The 17450-nt window shown below is 60.6% G+C and carries 17 protein-coding genes; 10 read left to right on the top strand and 7 right to left on the bottom strand.

What is annotated here, in order from left to right; all coding sequences use genetic code 11:
- Both BZK31_RS02240 and BZK31_RS02235 read right to left on the bottom strand, forming a co-directional pair.
- Positions 1-645: a thiol:disulfide interchange protein DsbA/DsbL gene (locus tag BZK31_RS02240; RefSeq protein ID WP_083181122.1), complete on the bottom strand. Its 645-nt coding sequence runs from the start codon at positions 643-645 to the stop codon at positions 1-3.
- A 177-nt stretch (positions 646-822) separates the two neighbouring features.
- Positions 823-1437, bottom strand: coding sequence for a c-type cytochrome (locus tag BZK31_RS02235; RefSeq protein WP_083181121.1), 615 nt, complete (start codon positions 1435-1437; stop codon positions 823-825).
- A 354-nt stretch (positions 1438-1791) separates the two neighbouring features.
- Between BZK31_RS02235 and yihA the strand changes: the two genes are divergently transcribed.
- Positions 1792-2427 carry a ribosome biogenesis GTP-binding protein YihA/YsxC gene (gene yihA, locus BZK31_RS02230; RefSeq protein WP_073170442.1) on the top strand — a complete coding sequence of 212 codons (636 nt, stop codon included), beginning with the start codon at positions 1792-1794 and terminating at the stop codon, positions 2425-2427.
- Between the two features lie 241 nt (positions 2428-2668).
- Here yihA and polA read toward each other — a convergent pair whose 3' ends face one another.
- Positions 2669-5437, bottom strand: coding sequence for a DNA polymerase I (polA, locus tag BZK31_RS02225; RefSeq protein ID WP_083181120.1), 2769 nt, complete (start codon positions 5435-5437; stop codon positions 2669-2671).
- Positions 5438-5511: 74 nt separating this feature from the next.
- Between polA and BZK31_RS02220 the strand changes: the two genes are divergently transcribed.
- Positions 5512-5799 (top strand): DUF2782 domain-containing protein, encoded by a 288-nt coding sequence (locus BZK31_RS02220; protein ID WP_083181119.1) that lies wholly within the window; start codon positions 5512-5514, stop codon positions 5797-5799.
- Positions 5800-5834: 35 nt separating this feature from the next.
- Positions 5835-6785 (top strand): homoserine kinase, encoded by a 951-nt coding sequence (locus tag BZK31_RS02215; RefSeq protein ID WP_083181118.1) that lies wholly within the window; start codon positions 5835-5837, stop codon positions 6783-6785.
- Between the two features lie 70 nt (positions 6786-6855).
- Here the strand turns inward: BZK31_RS02215 and znuA are convergent, their stop codons facing one another.
- Positions 6856-7800 carry a zinc ABC transporter substrate-binding protein ZnuA gene (znuA, locus tag BZK31_RS02210; RefSeq protein ID WP_083181117.1) on the bottom strand — a complete coding sequence of 315 codons (945 nt, stop codon included), beginning with the start codon at positions 7798-7800 and terminating at the stop codon, positions 6856-6858.
- A 67-nt stretch (positions 7801-7867) separates the two neighbouring features.
- Between znuA and BZK31_RS02205 the strand changes: the two genes are divergently transcribed.
- Genes BZK31_RS02205 through BZK31_RS02190 form a run of 4 tightly spaced genes read left to right on the top strand, consistent with a single transcriptional unit; the run spans position 7868 to position 10683 of the window.
- Complete coding sequence (locus tag BZK31_RS02205; protein ID WP_083181116.1) at positions 7868-8350, top strand: Fur family transcriptional regulator; 483 nt, start codon at positions 7868-7870, stop codon at positions 8348-8350.
- Complete coding sequence (znuC, locus tag BZK31_RS02200) at positions 8350-9147, top strand: zinc ABC transporter ATP-binding protein ZnuC (RefSeq protein ID WP_083181115.1); 798 nt, start codon at positions 8350-8352, stop codon at positions 9145-9147. Before BZK31_RS02205 ends, znuC begins: the two co-directional genes overlap by 1 nt.
- Complete coding sequence (gene znuB, locus BZK31_RS02195) at positions 9140-9928, top strand: zinc ABC transporter permease subunit ZnuB (protein WP_083181114.1); 789 nt, start codon at positions 9140-9142, stop codon at positions 9926-9928. The genes znuC and znuB overlap by 8 nt, the downstream gene beginning before the upstream one ends.
- A 38-nt stretch (positions 9929-9966) precedes the next feature.
- Positions 9967-10683 carry a PA5502 family lipoprotein gene (locus BZK31_RS02190; protein WP_083181113.1) on the top strand — a complete coding sequence of 239 codons (717 nt, stop codon included), beginning with the start codon at positions 9967-9969 and terminating at the stop codon, positions 10681-10683.
- A gap of 178 nt (positions 10684-10861) precedes the next feature.
- On the opposite strand, the gene katE is transcribed toward BZK31_RS02190, so the two are convergent.
- Complete coding sequence (gene katE, locus BZK31_RS02185) at positions 10862-13012, bottom strand: catalase HPII (RefSeq protein WP_083181112.1); 2151 nt, start codon at positions 13010-13012, stop codon at positions 10862-10864.
- Between the two features lie 310 nt (positions 13013-13322).
- Between katE and BZK31_RS02180 the strand changes: the two genes are divergently transcribed.
- The 3 genes from BZK31_RS02180 to BZK31_RS02170 are packed head-to-tail and all read left to right on the top strand — an operon-like array spanning position 13323 to position 15830.
- Positions 13323-14330, top strand: a complete 1008-nt coding sequence (locus tag BZK31_RS02180) for a methionine ABC transporter ATP-binding protein (protein ID WP_083181111.1) — start codon at positions 13323-13325, stop codon at positions 14328-14330.
- The gene (locus tag BZK31_RS02175) at positions 14330-15004 is read left to right on the top strand and encodes a methionine ABC transporter permease (RefSeq protein ID WP_083181110.1); all 675 of its coding nucleotides are present in this window, start codon (positions 14330-14332) and stop codon (positions 15002-15004) included. Before BZK31_RS02180 ends, BZK31_RS02175 begins: the two co-directional genes overlap by 1 nt.
- Before the next feature lie 52 nt (positions 15005-15056).
- Entirely contained in the window at positions 15057-15830 is a 774-nt protein-coding gene (locus BZK31_RS02170) for a MetQ/NlpA family ABC transporter substrate-binding protein (protein ID WP_083181109.1), read from the top strand.
- Between the two features lie 91 nt (positions 15831-15921).
- Here the strand turns inward: BZK31_RS02170 and BZK31_RS02165 are convergent, their stop codons facing one another.
- Both BZK31_RS02165 and cyoE read right to left on the bottom strand, forming a co-directional pair.
- Entirely contained in the window at positions 15922-16554 is a 633-nt protein-coding gene (locus BZK31_RS02165) for an SCO family protein (protein ID WP_083181108.1), read from the bottom strand.
- A complete protein-coding gene (cyoE, locus tag BZK31_RS02160; RefSeq protein ID WP_083181107.1) occupies positions 16551-17450 on the bottom strand; it encodes a heme o synthase in 900 nt (299 codons plus the stop codon). Before cyoE ends, BZK31_RS02165 begins: the two co-directional genes overlap by 4 nt.

The following is a 17450-nucleotide window of genomic DNA, read 5'->3' as shown; positions in this document are numbered from 1 at the left end:
TTACTGCTTCGCCTGATTGGCCGCTCGCTCTTTGGCGATCAGCTGGTCAGCCACCTGCAAGGCCTCGTCGGGACCACCGGCAGAACCAATGTCGAAGCGGTACTTACCATTAACGATCATGGTTGGAACACCCTGTACGCCGTACTTTTGGGCCAGCTCTCTGGCCTTCTTCATCTCGCCTGTCACAGCGAACGAATTGAACGTATCGAGAAACTTCTGTCTGTCGATGCCTTGGGTGGCGACGAAATCAGCCATGTCCTCAGGCTTGGTCAGTTGTTTGTGCTCTTTCTGGATCGCGTTGAATACTGCAGCGTGAACCTTGTGCTCTACACCCATGGTGTCCAAGGTGATGAACAGTTGGCCGTGGGCGTCCCACGAGCCACCGATCATGGCGGGAATGCGCACGAAATTGACATCGGACGGCAGCTTTTCAGCCCACGGATTGATTTTTGGCTCGAACGCGTAGCAATGCGGGCAGCCGTACCAGAACAGCTCCACCACTTCGATCTTGCCTGGCTCTTTGACAGGCACAGGGCTGCTGAGCTCGACGTATTGCTTGCCTGCCTGGACCGGCTCGGCAGCTTGAGCGGTCATACCGAACAGACTGGCGGCAACCAGCGCGGCGCTGATGATCAGATTACGCATGCTTTACTCCTGGACAGATTGAATCGCCTTACAGCGACGGTGGTTTCGACCGGTCGCGAAAGCTTGAGTTTCGTTAGTGTAACGCTGGCCACCGGAAAAAAGGGCAGCGGTGATGGCCCTTTTTGCATATGTCGTGAAGCAGGTCATGTCCCGCAGAGCTATAACCCCCGGCTCGGCTCAGTGCAGCCCCTGAATATACTGCGCCAGCGCTTCGATATCCTTGTTACTGAGTTTTGCAGCGATGGCGCGCATCACCATGGTATCGCCATCGTTGGTGCGATCGCCCTCGCGGAAAGCCGTTAGCTGCTTTTTGATGTAATCGGCGTGCTGACCGCTCAAATGCGGGAAACCGGCTTGCGCGTTGCCAGTGCCATCGGGCAAGTGACAGCCTGTGCAGGCGGGCAAACCCTGATCCAGCTTGCCGCCACGGAACAACGCTTCGCCGCGCGCCACAAGGTCCGGGGATGCGGCACCGATACTGCCTTTCTGGCGAGCGTAATAGGCGGAAATGTCCGCAAGATCCTGATCAGAGAGGTTGTTCAGCATGCCGGTCATTTCCACGACCACACGCTTGCCGTCCTTGATCTCGCGCAACTGCTTGAGCAGGTAGCGCTCACCCTGACCGGCCAGTTTGGGGAAGTTGGGCGCCAGGCTGTTGCCGTCGGGACCGTGACACGCGCCGCAGACGGCAGTCTTCGCCTGTCCAGCGGCGGCATCGCCTGCCGGGTCGGCAGCGTGGGAGGAGGCGCAAAGACCCAATGCTAGCAGCAGACTCAGAAATGGTGTTTTCATCAAGTCATCCGATCAGCCAAGAGGGTGAAAAGTCGGGTAGCCCATGACTCGCTCAACCGGAAGAATAGTCGGCAAATCCAGGCCGCTGTTGCCCTTGCACGTTCCACACAGCGCAATGGCATCGCTTTTTGACCCGGTGACAAGCTGCCCTGAAGCCCGATGAATCAGCAAAAACCTTTCAGGTTGAAAGCGGACTGCGTTCTAATGCGCATATTGATCTCGCTTGACTGTGCCTGCTCCCGCCGGGAGACGAAAGCACACACAAAATTTGCGGCATTATATACTCGCGCTACCCAAACGGAAACGACACCTCTTGCCGCACGCCTTGCAGGCAAGGCCTTCACCGGAAATCACATGCAACTCAAAAACCCCATCCTCGGTCTGTGCCAACAGGCCACGTTCATGCTCAGCGCCGCCAAGGTCGACCAATGCCCCGACGACGAGGGTTTTGAAGTCGCGTTCGCCGGTCGCTCCAATGCGGGCAAATCCAGCGCGCTGAACACCCTGACTCACGCCAGCCTGGCCCGCACCTCCAAGACGCCGGGGCGTACCCAGTTGCTGAACTTCTTCGGCCTGGACGAGGATCGCCGTCTGGTCGACCTGCCGGGTTACGGCTACGCCAAAGTGCCCATCCCGCTCAAACAACACTGGCAGCGTCACCTGGAAGCCTATCTGGGCAGTCGCGAAAGTCTGAAAGGTCTGATCCTGATGATGGACATCCGCCATCCGATGACCGATTTCGACCTGCTGATGCTGGACTGGGCCGTGGCGAGCAAGATGCCGATGCATATTCTGCTGACCAAGGCCGACAAGCTGACCTATGGCGCGGCCAAGAACACGCTGCTCAAGGTGCAGTCGGAAATTCGCAAGGGCTGGGGTGAAGCCGTCACCATCCAGCTGTTCTCGGCCCCCAAGCGCATGGGCCTGGAAGAAGCCTACACCGTGCTGGCCGACTGGATGGAACTGGAAGACAAGGCGCCTGCCGAGTAAATCGCAGGCAAAAAAAACCCCGGACTTCGTATGGGGAGGGGGAAGTTCGGGGTTCAAGGTCCAGACCTTAGGGTGGGGTCCGGATATCTGCCAACACTTAACACAACATAGGAGCGTGAGTGGCTTTTCAACCAATCGCGAGTTCTGACTCCTGTCCGGCGGGTTAAGTTCCAGCGATGAAGAAAAGTTCACATTTCCTACAACAATTGGCGAACTTGATGACAAGTTCGCCACTATGCCGTCAGTGTGCTTCGTCCCAGTTGTTGCCCACGCCAACTTCCACCAACAGTGGAACTGCGAGTTCGGCCGCGCCGCTCATGTGCGGGCGGATCTGCTCGCTGATCTGATCGACCAGATCTTCACGTACTTCCAGCACCAGTTCGTCGTGCACCTGAAGGATGACTCGTGCGTCCAGCCCCGACTCGTCCAGCCAGCCGTTCACGGCCACCATCGCTTTCTTGATGATATCGGCTGCGGTGCCCTGCATTGGCGCGTTGATCGCCATGCGTTCGGCGCCCTTGCGCAAGGACTGGTTCTTGGCGTTGATGTCCGGCAGGTACAGACGCCGGCCGAAGATGGTCTCCACGAAACCCTGTTCAGCGGCCTGCGCCCGCGTGCGCTCCATGTAATCGAGCACGCCTGGATAACGCGCGAAGTAACGATCCACGTACGCCTGCGATTGCTTGCGGTCGACGCCGATCTGCTTGGCCAGACCGAAGGCGCTCATGCCGTAGATCAGACCGAAGTTGATTGCCTTGGCACTACGGCGCATGTCGGTGGTTACATTTTCCAGCTCTACGCCGAAGACTTCCGCCGCTGTCGCCCGGTGCACGTCCAGATCGTTACGGAACGCGTGCAGCAGCCCTTCGTCCTGGGCCAGATGCGCCATGATCCGCAGCTCGATCTGCGAATAGTCGGCAGCCAGCAGCTTGTAACCCTTCGGCGCGACGAAAGCCTGACGAATGCGACGGCCTTCAGCGGTACGAATCGGAATGTTCTGCAGATTCGGATCACTGGAAGACAGGCGTCCGGTCACCGCCACCGCCTGATGGTAAGAGGTGTGGATACGCCCGGTGCGCGGGTTGATCTGTTCAGGCAGACGATCGGTGTAGGTGCTCTTGAGCTTGCTCATGGAGCGGTATTGCATCAACACCTTGGGCAGCGGGAAATCCTGCTCGGCCAATTCGGCGAGCACGGCTTCGGCCGTGGATGGCTGACCAGTGGCGGTCTTGCTGATGATCGGCATGCCGAGCTTCTCGTAGAGAATCACGCCCAGTTGCTTGGGCGAGCCCAGATTGAACTCTTCACCGGCGATGGCGAATGCCTCGCGCTCCAGCGCGGTCATCTTGTCACCCAGCTCGACGCTCTGGATGCCCAACAGGTTGGCGTCGACCAGCGCGCCCTGGCGTTCGATGCGCGCCAGCACCGGCACCAGCGGCATCTCGATCTCGTTCAGCACCGGCTGCAGGGACGGAATCGCCGCCAGTCGGGCTTCGAAGACTTCATGCAGACGCAGGGTCAGGTCGGCTTCCTCGGCGGCGTAAATCCCGGCCTGTTCCAGCGCAATCTGATCGAACGTCAGTTGCTTGGCGCCTTTACCGGCAATGTCCTGGAAGTTGATCGGTGTGTGCGTCAGGTACTTGGCCACCAGGCTGTCGCGGTCGTGGCGCGTGGCAGTGGAGTCGAGCACATAGGATTCCAGGATCGTGTCGAAGCTGACGCCTTGCAGGTCAATGCCCTGGCTCTGATCGCCCTCTATCGCGCAATTGGCGAGCAGGTTGATCGCAAACTTGGCGTGTTGACCCACCTTGATCTTGCTCGGGTCTTCCAGCAGCGGCTTGAGCGCCTTGAGCACGGTGTCGCGGTCCAGTTGCTGCGGCACGCCCATGTAGGAGTGAGTCAGTGGGATGTAGGCCGCTTCGTGGGTCTGAATGGCGAACGACAGACCAACCAGCTGCGCACGCTGGGCGTCGGTGCCATTGCTCTGGGTGACGACCGCGAACAGCGGCGCGGCGTGGAGCTTCTTCAGCCATGCATCGAATTGCGCCTGCTCGAGGATGACCTCGTACGCGGCTTCCTTGACTACCACAGACTCTTCGCTGATGACTTCGAGCTCTTGGCCGGCACGCTTGGCGTCGCGCTGCAGGTCTTCGATCCAGCTCTTGAACTCAAGCTCGGCGTACAGCTCCATCAGCGCGTCACGGTCCGGTTCGCCGCAATGCAACTGGTCCAGCTCGATGTCCAGCGGCACGTCGATCTTGATGGTCGCCAGCTCATAGGACAGAAACGCCATGGCGCGGTGCTCTTCGAGCTTGGCAGCCAGTGTCTTGGCGCCACGGATCGGCAGGGTCGCCACGGCCTCCAGGTTGCCATACAGCTCGTTCAGACCGCCGCCCACACCGACCAGCAGGCCAACCGCAGTTTTCTCGCCCACGCCGGGAACGCCCGGAATGTTGTCGACCTTGTCGCCCATCAGCGCCAGATAATCGATGATGTGCTCGGGACCGACCCCGAATTTCTCTTTCACGCCCGCCACGTCCAGCACACTGCCGGTCATGGTGTTGACCAGCGTAATGTGACCGTCGACCAGTTGCGCCATGTCCTTGTCGCCGGTGGAGATGATCACCGGACGGTCCGCCGCCGCGCTGCTGCGTGCCAGGGTGCCGATTACATCATCCGCTTCCACGCCTTCGACGCACAGCAGCGGGTAGCCCAGGCCTTTGACACAGGCGTGCAGCAGATCGACCTGCACGCGCAGGTCATCCGGCATGCTCGGACGATTGGCCTTGTACTCGGTGTACAGCGCGTCGCGAAACGTACCGCCCTTGGCGTCGAACACCACTGCGAACGGGCTGTCCGGGTATTGCCGACGCAGGCTTTTGAGCATGTTCAGCACGCCTTTGACGGCGCCAGTCGGCAACCCCTTGGACGTGGCCAGCGGCGGCAGCGCGTGAAAGGCACGATAGAGGTAAGAAGAACCGTCCACCAGGACGAGGGGTGCTTGGCTCATGAGCAGAATCAACCTTTTCGGCGGGGTCGGCGCTAGAATGCGAGGACCATTGACGACAAAGGGACAAGGTTATCATGCGCACGGCAAATCGACTGTTGTTGGCGGGCTTGTTGGTCATCTGCCCTTTGGCTGCATTCTGCGCCGAGGATTCGCCGTCACCGGCACCGGACGTCACAATCCGCACCGACGGCGACAAGACCATTCAGGAATATCGCCAGAATGGCTTTCTCTATGCGGTGAAGATCACGCCCAAGCATGGCAAACCCTATTTTCTGGTGCGCGCCGATGGTACAAGCCCCAACTTCATTCGTTCGGACCAACCGGACATGCTGATCCCGCAGTGGGAAATATTCAGCTGGTAATACCCTACATTCACTCAATCGCTGGCAGTCCCGATATGTCCGTTTTTACCCCACTGGCTCGGCCCGAGCTGGAAACATTTCTCGCCCCTTACGGGCTCGGCCGTCTGCGCGACTTTCAAGGCATTGCCGCCGGTAGCGAAAACACCAACTACTTCATCAGTCTGGAGCAGGGCGAGTTCGTTCTGACGCTGGTCGAGCGTGGGCCGGTGCAGGAGATGCCGTTCTTCATCGAGCTTCTGGATGTGCTGCACGACGCCGACCTGCCGGTGCCGTACGCCTTGCGCACCACGGACGGCCAGGCACTGCGCGAGCTGGCGGGCAAACCGGCGCTGTTGCAGCCGCGTCTGCCGGGCAAGCACATCAGCCAGCCGAACACCCAGCATTGCGCGCAGATCGGCGAGCTGCTGGCCAACCTGCATCTGGCGACACGCGACCAGGTGCTGGAGCGCAGGACCGACCGTGGCCTGGACTGGATGCTGAGCGAGGGGCGTAATTTCCTGTCGCACCTGGGCGAGCAGCAGAGAGTGTTGCTGGACAAATCGCTACAGGAAATCGAAGACCTCAAGCCGCAGATTCTGGCGCTACCGCGCGCCAACCTGCACGCAGACATGTTTCGCGACAACGTGCTGTTCGAAGGCACGCACCTGACCGGAGTGATCGATTTCTATAATGCCTGTTCGGGGCCGATGCTCTATGACCTGGCGATCGCGCTCAATGACTGGTGTTCGCGCGAGGACGGCCAGATCGATCCGGTGCGCGCCCGCGCCATGCTGGGTGCCTATGCAGCCCTGCGGCCCTTCAACGCCGCCGAGTCGAAGCTGTGGCCGACTATGCTGCGCGTTGGCTGCGTGCGTTTCTGGCTATCACGCCTGATCGCGGCAGAAACCTTTGCCGGACAGGACGTGCTGATTCACGATCCGGTGGAGTTCGAACGGCGCCTGGCCCAACGTCAGGAAACGCACATTGCTTTGCCGTTCGCGTTGTAAATGATCATTCCCGTGTTCCGCGTCACATTCAGCGAATGTGGCGCGGAACATAGGTGCGATCAACCGATGCTCAAACGCCCGCCAAGCACCCGGCCAGATCATCCGCCAGCTTTTGCACCACCTGCTCGTAACCCTGCGCGGTCGCTGGCGTGTAGCCACCCAGCGCGTCCAGCTCGGCAAGCTTTACCGGAAGACCGGCGCTCAGGGTTTCCGCCAGACGCGGCCGCAAGGGCGGTTCGCTGAATACGCACGTCTTGCCGACCGCTTTCAGACGCTCGCGCATCGCCGCCACGTGCTGGGCACCCGGCTGGATTTCCGCAGCAATCGCAAAAACGCCTGCGTGCTTGATGCCATAGGCCTCTTCGAAATAATCGAACGCTTCGTGGAAGACGAAAAACGGCTTGCCCGATACCGCGTTCAGTTGCTTGCCGACGCGCTCATCCAGCGCATCCAGACGCTTGGCGAACGCCGCAGCATTGCTGGCATAACGTGCGGCATTGGCCGGGTCTGCCGCGCTGAGATCCGACGCCATCCTGGCCGCGATCACCCGGGCATTGACCGTCGAAAGCCACAGGTGCGAGTCCAGGCTGCCCGGCATGTGGTCATGATCATGCTCATCGACGTCATGATCGTGATCGTCGTGGTCATGATCATCATGAGAAGCATTGTCCGCGCCGAAATGACGCAAATGCATGCCCGGCAACGATTGCACAGCCACCGAAGGCAGGCTGCGACCCTGGAGCACACGAGGCAGAAACGTCTCCATCCCCGGTCCGATCCAGTAGAACAACTGCGCATCGCGCACGCGCCGTACGTCGGATGGCCGCAGCGCGTAGTTATGCGGCGAGGCACCCGGCGGCAGCAGCACCTGCGGCGTACCCACGCCGTCCTGTACAGCCACAGCAATCAACTGGATCGGCTTGATGCTGGTCAGCACGTTGACCTCGGCCTGGACGACAGGAACAGTCAGCAGACTGATCCACAAAACGACAAAAAGCTTAAGAAGACGGCGCACGTAAAACACTCATAGAGGGCAGGAACAGGTAACATAATAACGTCTCTGGCAAATATCGTCGCTGCTCATGCCCAATACACCACTGGCTAGTCGCCCTCATGATCACTCCCATTGCGTGCATTCGGCCCTCGCCGAAGCCGATGCCCTGTGCGCCAAACAGGGTCTGCGCCTGACGGCTCTGCGCCGTCGCGTTCTGGAGCTGGTCTGGCAAAGTCACAAGCCGCTGGGTGCCTACGACATCCTGGCGGTGCTGAGTGATGAAGACGGTCGCCGCGCTGCACCGCCGACCGTTTACCGCGCCCTGGATTTCCTGCTGGAAAACGGCCTGGTTCATCGAATCGCTTCGCTCAACGCCTTCACCGGCTGCAACCACCCGACCCACGCGCATCAGGGCCAGTTCCTGATCTGCCGTGAATGCCATGCCGCCATCGAACTGCAACACACGGCGATCAGCAATGCCGTGATCAGTGCTGCGGCAGAGGTCGGCTTCGATGTCGAAGGCCAGACGGTCGAAATCGTCGGGATCTGCGCTGGCTGCAAGGCGGCCTGATGAGTGATGCGCTGATTCGCCTGGAGCAGGTGGCCGTCACGCTGTCCGGGCAAAACGTGCTCGACAACATTCACCTGAGCGTCAGGCCGGGTGAGATCGTTACGCTGATCGGCCCCAACGGCGCGGGCAAGACCACGCTGGTGCGTGCGGTGCTGGGCTTGCTCAAGCCCGACGCCGGCAGCGTGTGGCGCAAGCCGAAGCTGCGCATCGGCTACATGCCGCAAAAGCTGCATGTGGACCAGACTCTGCCGTTGTCCGTGCTGCGCTTTCTGCGTCTGGTCCCCGGCGTTGACCGCGCTGCCGCCATGACCGCTTTGGAAGAAGTCGGGGCCGAGAAGGTCATCGACAGTCCGCTTCAGGGGATCTCCGGCGGCGAAATGCAGCGCGTCCTGCTGGCCCGAGCCTTGTTGCGCAAACCCGAACTGCTGGTGCTCGACGAGCCGGTTCAGGGTGTCGATGTAGCCGGACAGGCCGAGCTGTATAGCCTGATTACCCGTCTGCGCGACCGTCATCAGTGCGGGGTGCTGATGGTGTCCCACGATCTGCACCTGGTGATGAGCACCACCGACCAGGTGGTATGCCTCAACCGGCATGTCTGCTGTTCCGGACACCCCGAGCAGGTCAGCCATGACCCGGCGTTCGTCGAGCTGTTCGGCAAGAATGCGCAGAGTCTGGCGATCTATCACCATCACCACGACCACGCCCATGACCTGCATGGCGAGGTGGTCAGCGCGCCTTCGAACGCTGCTGCACATTCCCACACTCATGTTCACGGAGACAGCTGCAAGCATGGCTGATTTTCTACTGTACGCCTTGCTCGCAGGCCTGGCTCTGGCTGTGGTCGCTGGCCCGCTGGGGTCGTTCGTGGTCTGGCGACGCATGGCGTATTTTGGCGACACCCTTTCTCATGCGGCCTTGCTTGGCGTAGCGCTGGGCTTTCTGCTGGATGTCAGTCCGACCATCGCCGTGACCTGCGGCTGCCTGCTGCTGGCGGTGCTGCTGGTTACCCTGCAACAGCGCCAGCCCTTGGCGTCGGATACATTGCTGGGGATTCTCGCGCCGAGCACGCTGTCATTGGGCCTTGTGGTGCTGAGCTTCATGCACGAAGTGCGCATCGACCTGATGGCCTACCTGTTCGGTGATCTGCTGGCGATCAGCCCGACCGATCTGGCCTGGATTCTGGGCGCAAGCGCGTTGGTGCTGGTGATGATCATAGCGCTGTGGCGACCGCTGCTGGCAGTGACCGTGCATGAAGAACTGGCGAAAGTCGAAGGCCTGCCGGTCGCCGCGCTGCGCATGGCGCTGATGCTGTTGATCGCGGTGGTGATCGCCGTGGCGATGAAAATCGTCGGTGTTCTGCTGATCACCTCGCTGCTGATCATTCCGGCGGCTGCGGCACAACGTCACGCTCGCTCGCCGGAGCAGATGGCACTGGGCGCGAGCCTGCTGGGCGTGACTGCGGTGTGTATCGGACTATCGTTATCGTGGTTCAAGGACACCCCCGCCGGACCGTCTATAGTGGTATCCGCTGCGGCGTTGTTCTTGCTCAGCTTTGTTCTCCCCAAGCGAGCGGTGTAGACTTGCTCGTTTTTTGCGCAAATTAGAGAATCGCAGGAATGAAGCCGTTCGCCCCACGCTATCTGCTGCTGATCGCCTTTTCCATCCTGTTGGGTGCGTGTCAGAGTGCGCCCACCGTCGAGACGCCCGTGGCAGAACCTCAGCCAAGCGGGTTCGCACAGCTCGATCAAAGCATCACCAGCAACGAGCTGGCGACCGCCGAAGATCAGCTCGCGGCACTGCAGGCCGCCGCGCCCACCGATATTCGCCTGGAAGCTTTTCAGCGGCGACTGGCCGAGGCTTACCTGAGCCGCAGCCAGATCGGCCTGCAAAAAGGCGATATGAACGCAGCAGCCAATGCCTTGAGCCGCGCACGCGCCTTGATGCCCAAGGCTCCGGCCCTCACCAGCGGCGTGAACGGCGCCATTGCGCATGCACGCAAGGCTGAGCTGGAGAAGGCGGAAGCTGAACTGCGCGAAGCCGAAGCGCGTCGCGTGGCGAAACTGGTCGATCCTTCGGCTCCCAGCACCACCATCGAACTGCAGATCGGCGACATGCCAAAGCTGCGTCGGCAACTGGATGACATCGCGGCAGATACCGTGGCATTCAACTGTGATGTGCTGATGAGCGTGCCGCGTACTGACGATTACCCGTGGCTGGCGACCTTGCTGACCAAACGCGTGGTGAAGATCAATCCGGATTTCGAACTGCAATTGCGTCGTCAGATCGAGCGCAATGAAAAAGCCAGCATCGTCCTGACGCCGGCCAAGTCGTAGTCGAATGCTTTATCTGCCCACGTCGTGGGCAGATAAAGCGACGTTTTTACCTGATCACCGCCCAAAAAACACCGGCCCTTGAGGCCGGTGTTTTCTATTCGACAGTAACGCCTAAGCCGCGGAGTGAACTCCCCTCGTCCTGTGCGGACGAGGGGAGTAGGCGCCTGGGCAACTACGTTTAGGCAGGAACAGCCTTGGCTTTCGGCTCACGAGCCCAGACGCGGTGCTGGGCGATGGCATCGAAGAACGCTTCGAACGAGGCGCTATCCGATACGCAGAGCAGACCGGCATCTTCTTCCAGACGCAGCAGCGTCAGCAGATCCTTGGCTTCTCCGGCGAGGGAGATAGCCTTGAGGTGCTTGTAGGCTTCCAGAATGAAGTGCAGCGCCACACCGTCAGTGCTCAACGCTTTAACCGACGCCGTACCACCCGGCACGAACACCGCATCGAACGCTACGGATGGAAGACCTTCCGCTGAGGCATCGACCGGCAGGCTCTTGCCATCGGCCGTCTTGACGGGAGCCGATGTCGGGCCGAGCACCTTGGCGTGTGCGCCTTTGGCTTCCAGCGCCGCTTTCATCGTTTCCACGGCCTTGCCGTCAACACCATCGGCAACCAGGATCGCGACCTTGCGCGAAACGATGTCGCCCGACAGCAGATTGTCCTGACTCAGCGCTGGCGACGGCTTAACGGATGCCTTGCTGGCTGGAACAGTGCGTGCGGTCGGCGCTGGCAAACCAAGGTTCGCAGCAACACGGCCGGCCAGTTCGAGGTCGATGTTGGCCAGAATCTCGTTGACCTGACGGGCACGGATGTACTCGCGCTCGACCTTGCCCAACTCGAAGCTGTACGCCGCGATGATGTGCTCTTTCTCGTGATGGCTCATGCTGTTGAAGAACAGCGTGGCCTGGGAGAAGTGGTCACCGAACGACTCGCTGCGCTCGCGTACCTTGTGCGCTTCGACGCGCTCCGGATAGGTCTCGAAACCGCCGTCCACGGCGGCTGCCGGGGTTTCCTTCGGCCAGCCGCCATCGATGGAGTTCGGCTCGTAGGAAGCGCGACCCTTGTCGATGGTGGTGCGATGCTGCGCGTCACGCTGACCGTTATGGTTCGGCGACACCGGACGGTTGATCGGGATCTCGTGGAAGTTCGGCCCACCCAGACGGCTGATCTGTGTGTCGGTGTAGGAGAACAGACGACCTTGCAACAGTGGGTCGTTGGAAAAGTCGATACCTGGCACGACGTGGCCCGGGCAGAACGCAACCTGCTCGGTCTCGGCGAAGTAGTTGTCCGGGTTACGGTTGAGGACCATTTTGCCCAGTGGGGTGACTGGCACCAGTTCCTCGGGAATGATTTTGGTTGGGTCCAGCAGGTCGAAGTCGAACTTGTGCTCGTCTTCCTCGGACACGATCTGTACGCCCAGCTCCCATTCCGGGTAGTCGCCCATCTCGATGGACTCCCACAGGTCGCGGCGATGGAAGTCGGTGTCCTTGCCGGCCAGCTTCTGGGCTTCATCCCAGACCAGCGAGCAGACGCCGAACTTCGGCTTCCAGTGGAACTTCACGAAGCTGGATTTGCCTTCGGTGTTGATCATGCGGAAGGTGTGAATACCGAAGCCCTGCATGGTGCGCAGGCTTTTCGGAATCGCACGGTCGGACATGGTCCACAGCACCATGTGCGCCGACTCAGGCACCAGAGACACGAAGTCCCAGAAAGTGTCGTGTGCCGAACCGCCGGTAGGGATTTCATTGTGCGGCTCAGGCTTCACCGCGTGCACGAAGTCCGGAAACTTGATGGCGTCCTGGATGAAGAAGATCGGCATGTTGTTGCCCACCAGATCGAAGTTGCCTTCGTCGGTGTAGAACTTGACCGCAAAGCCGCGCACGTCACGCACGGTGTCGCCCGAACCACGCGGGCCCTGCACGGTGGAGAAACGCACGAACACCGGGGTTTTCTTGCCCGGATCACGCAGGAAACCTGCCTTGCTCAGCGCGCCCTGGTCTTCATAGGTCTGGAAATAACCATGCGCGGCAGTACCCCGGGCGTGGACGATACGCTCCGGGATACGCTCATGGTCAAAGTGCGTGATCTTTTCACGCATGATGAAATCTTCGAGCAGTGACGGGCCGCGGCTGCCCACTTTAAGGGTGTTCTGGTTGTCGGCAATCTTCACGCCCTGATTGGTGCGCAGTGCCTGTTGGGTCGCGTCGGAACGGAACTGCTCAAGGCTGTCCAGTTTAGCGTTGGTGTTGCCACGATCCAGTGTGTCGGTGCCGGCCAATTCGCTCTTGGACGGTTCGGTCACAGGCGGGTTTTTCTCGCTAGCCATCGGAAAAGCTCCTCATTTTCGACCCAATCATTGAGTTGGGTTCGCTGAATACGACTTCCCTGGCGTACGCGGGAAATCACGGTATCCATGAAGTGACCGGGGTAAAAAACAGCCGTTCCGTTTATTTTCCGGCCTTTTGCACCAGCGGTCGCGTTATGTCCGTTAAGCAGCCCTACCTGTAAATAAATGCTAAGCACAGCGGGCCGGACAGGCTAAAATGCGCGCCCGGCTCAATCCGGCCGAGGTAACGAAGCAAGCGGGCCACGTCCGCTGCGCTGATTTTTTAACGCGCCCCCACAAGGTTCGCTCCGTGATCGAGTTTCATAACGTCCACAAAACCTATCGGGTGGCAGGCAAGGAAATTCCGGCCCTGCACCCCACCAGCCTGCGTGTCGAAAACGGTCAGGTGTTCGGCCTGATCGGCCATTCCGGCGCCGGCAAAAGTACGCTGCTGCGCCTGATCAACCGTCTGGAAACGCCGAGTGGCGGACAGATCGTGGTCGATGGCGAAGACGTCACGGCGCTCGATGCCAATGGTCTGCGGCGCTTCCGTCAGCAGGTCGGGATGATTTTCCAGCACTTCAACCTGCTGGCGTCCAGGACTGTGGCCGACAACGTTGCCATGCCACTGACCCTGGCAGGCGACATGCCGCGCAGTGAGATCGACCAGCGCGTAGCGCAGCTGCTGGAGCGGGTCGGCCTGTCCGACCACGCGAAAAAATACCCGGCGCAGCTGTCCGGCGGCCAGAAACAGCGTGTCGGCATCGCCCGCGCCCTGGCGACCAAGCCGAAGATTCTGCTGTGCGACGAAGCCACCAGCGCACTGGACCCGCAGACCACTGCGTCGGTCCTGCAATTGCTGGCCGAGATCAACCGCGAACTGAAACTGACCATTGTCCTGATCACCCACGAGATGGACGTGATCCGTCGCGTCTGTGATCAGGTCGCGGTCATGGACGCCGGCGTGATCGTCGAGCAGGGCAACGTGGCCGATGTGTTTCTGCATCCGCAACACCCGACCACCAAGCGCTTCGTGCAGGAAGACGAGCAGATCGATGAGAACGAGCAACGCGATGACTTCGCCCATGTGCAGGGCCGTATCGTGCGCCTGACCTTCCAGGGCGATGCGACCTATGCGCCGCTGCTGGGCACCGTCGCTCGTGAGACCGGCGTGGATTACAGCATCCTGGCCGGTCGCATCGACCGCATCAAGGACACGCCTTACGGGCAACTGACGCTGGCCATCACCGGCGGCGACATGGACGCTGCCTTCGCCCGCTTCACCGCCGCTGATGTTCATATGGAGGTGCTGCGCTGATGGACGCTTTTCTGAATCTGTTCTCCAACGTCGACTGGTACGAGATCTGGGTTGCCACCGGCGATACCCTGATCATGCTGAGTGTGTCGCTGGGCTTCACCATCCTGCTCGGCCTGCCGCTGGGCGTGCTGATGTTCCTGACTTCACCGCGCCAGCTGCTGGAACACAAACAGCTGTACGCCACGGTCGGGCTGATCGTGAACATGCTGCGCGCCTTGCCGTTCATCATCCTGCTGATCGTGATGATGCCACTGACCGAGATCATCACCGGCACCTCGCTGGGCATTCTGGGTACGCTGCCGCCGCTGATCGCGGGTGCCACGCCGTTCTTCGCACGGCTGGTGGAAACGGCGTTGCGCGAGGTGGATCGCGGCATCATCGAAGCCACGCAAGCGATGGGCGCGACTACCAGGCAGATCATCCTCAAGGCGCTGCTCCCCGAAGCGCGGCCCGGCATTCTGGCGGCGATCACGGTCACGGCTATTGCGCTGGTGTCATTCACGGCCATGGCCGGTGCCGTCGGCGCAGGCGGGCTGGGCGATCTGGCGATTCGTTACGGTTATCAACGCTTCCAGAACGATGTGATGTTCGTGACGGTCGTATTGTTGCTGGTGCTGGTGCAGATTCTGCAGACCGTCGGCGACAGGCTCGTCGCGCACTTCACACACCGTTGATCGAATCAGTTGGCATCGGCCTGTCTCAGGCGGGCCTCAAAGGAGTTGTTGCATGAAAAAGCTATTGGCCATATTTGCCGCTGTCACCGCGCTGTCCGCACAGGCCAACGAAACCCTGACCGTTGCGGCATCGGCTGTGCCGCACGCCGAGATTCTGGAGTTCGTCAAACCAACCCTGGAAAAAGAAGGCGTGGACCTGAACATCAAGGTCTTCAACGATTACATTCAGCCGAACGTGCAGGTCTCGCAGAAGCGCATGGACGCCAACTTCTTCCAGCACCAGCCGTATCTGGATGAGTTCAACAAGGGCAAGGGCACCGATCTGGTGGCCGTGGCCAAGGTTCACGTCGAGCCGTTCGGCGCCTATTCGGACAAATTCAAGAAGCTGGACGAGTTGCCAAACGGTGCCAATGTCGCGCTGCCCAACGACGCCACCAACGAAGGTCGTGCGCTGTTGCTGCTGGCCAAGGCCGGTCTGATCACCTTGAAGGACCCGACCAGCATCCTGTCCAAGCCTTCGGACGTGGTGAATAACCCGAAAGACCTGAAATTCCGCGAACTGGAAGCCGCCACGCTGCCTCGCGTGCTGACTCAGGTCGATCTGGCGCTGATCAACACCAACTACGCGCTGAGCGCCAAGCTTGATCCGACCAAGGACGCGCTGATCATCGAAGGTGCCGAATCGCCTTATGCCAACATTCTGGTTGCCCGCCCGGACAACAAGGATTCGGACGCGATGAAAAAGCTGGTCGCCGCGCTGAACAGCCCTGAAGTCAAAGCCTTCCTGATCGAGAAATACAAAGGCGCCGTGGTTCCGGCGTTCTGATCTGAAGCCGGACCCGAGCATGCCAACGCACCGCGTTGGCATGCAGCCCGGACGCTCTGCGTTCAGGCAACCCCTCTGATAGCACGCCCCTCTAGTCTCTCTCCAGCAACCCCGGCAACTGCGCCACCAGCTTCTGCATGTTCAGCGGTGAGCGGATGAAGCCGCGTTGTCTGCCGTCCGGGCCGATCAGGGCCAGATTGCCGCTGTGGTCAACGGTGTAGCCCGGCTTTCCGGTGTCGGCCGGTATGAACGGGATGCTCAGCGCGCTGGCCAGCTTCTGGATGTCGGGCACTGGCGCGCTCAAGCCGATGTACTGCGGGTCGAAGTAGCCCAGGTATTGCTTGAGCTGCTGCGGTGTGTCGCGATTCGGATCGACGCTGACCAGCACCACGCGCATCCGGTCCACCGCGTCCCTGGGCAACTTGCTTCTGATGTCGCGCAGCTGTGCCAGTGTGGTGGGGCAGATGTCCGGACAGTAGGTGTAGCCGAAGAACACCAGCGTCCATTTGTCCTTGAGTTCATCCAGCTCCAGCGGTGCGCCATTCTGGTCGGTCATGCTCAATGCTGGCAGGCTGCGGCTTTGCGGCAACAGGATCACGCCGGCATCGATCAACGCCGTCTGGTCGCCCGGTCCCTTGCCGGACAGCACGCGGTTGATGGTCAGGCCCATGATCAGGGCAACGATAGCAACGAGGATGAAGACGGTCTTCTGGGTTCGGGTCATGGCATCAACAATAAATAGTGATCGGCGAGCAGCGCGATAAAGAGCAGGAACAAGTACCACACAGAGTACTTGAACGTGTCGATCGCGGCGTGCGGTCGAGTGCCACGGTACAGCACCCAGCTGCAGTGCAGGAAGCGCAGTCCCAGGGCCAGAGCGCACGTCAGGTATAACGGACCGCTCATGTGAATCACGAACGGCAACAGACTGACCGCCAGCAGAATCAGGGTGTACAGCACGATGTGCACCTTGGTGAAGTGCTCGCCGTGGGTCACCGGCAACATCGGGATATCCACACGGGCGTATTCGGTCTTGCGGTGAATGGCCAGCGCCCAGAAGTGCGGCGGTGTCCAGGCGAAGATGATCAGCATCAACAGCAAGGGCTCGGCGCTGATTTGCCCGGTGACGGCGACCCAGCCCAGTAACGGCGGTGCCGCCCCCGCCAGACCGCCAATAACGATGTTCTGCGGCGTGGCCCGTTTGAGAAAGCCGGTGTAGATCACCGCGTAACCCAGCAGCGATGCCAGGGTCAGCCAGGCGGTCAGGGCGTTGATGAACAGGAACAGCAAGGCCTGACCCGTCAGCGCCAGAACCAGCGCGAAGATCAGCGCCGAGCCGGGCGAAATACGCCCTCGGGCAATTGGCCGCTGGTGGGTACGCGCCATGTGCGCGTCAATGCGCCGGTCCACCACATGATTCACCGCAGCGGCCCCCGCCGCACACAGGCCGATGCCCAGATTGCCGATGATCAGCGTGACCCAGGCCACCGACGTGTCGGAGGCGAGCAGCATGCCGATCATCGAGGTGATCAGCATCAGCAGAACAACTTTCGGCTTGGTCAGTTCCAGATAGTCATGCCACACGTTGTAGCGTAAGTGTTGCCGGGTCAGTGAAGGCAT

The sequence above is a fragment of the Pseudomonas floridensis genome (genome assembly GCF_002087235.1).
Lineage (GTDB): Bacteria > Pseudomonadota > Gammaproteobacteria > Pseudomonadales > Pseudomonadaceae > Aquipseudomonas > Aquipseudomonas floridensis.
Note: the sequence above shows the minus strand (reverse complement) of the source record. Positions and strands in the feature narration are given on the sequence as shown.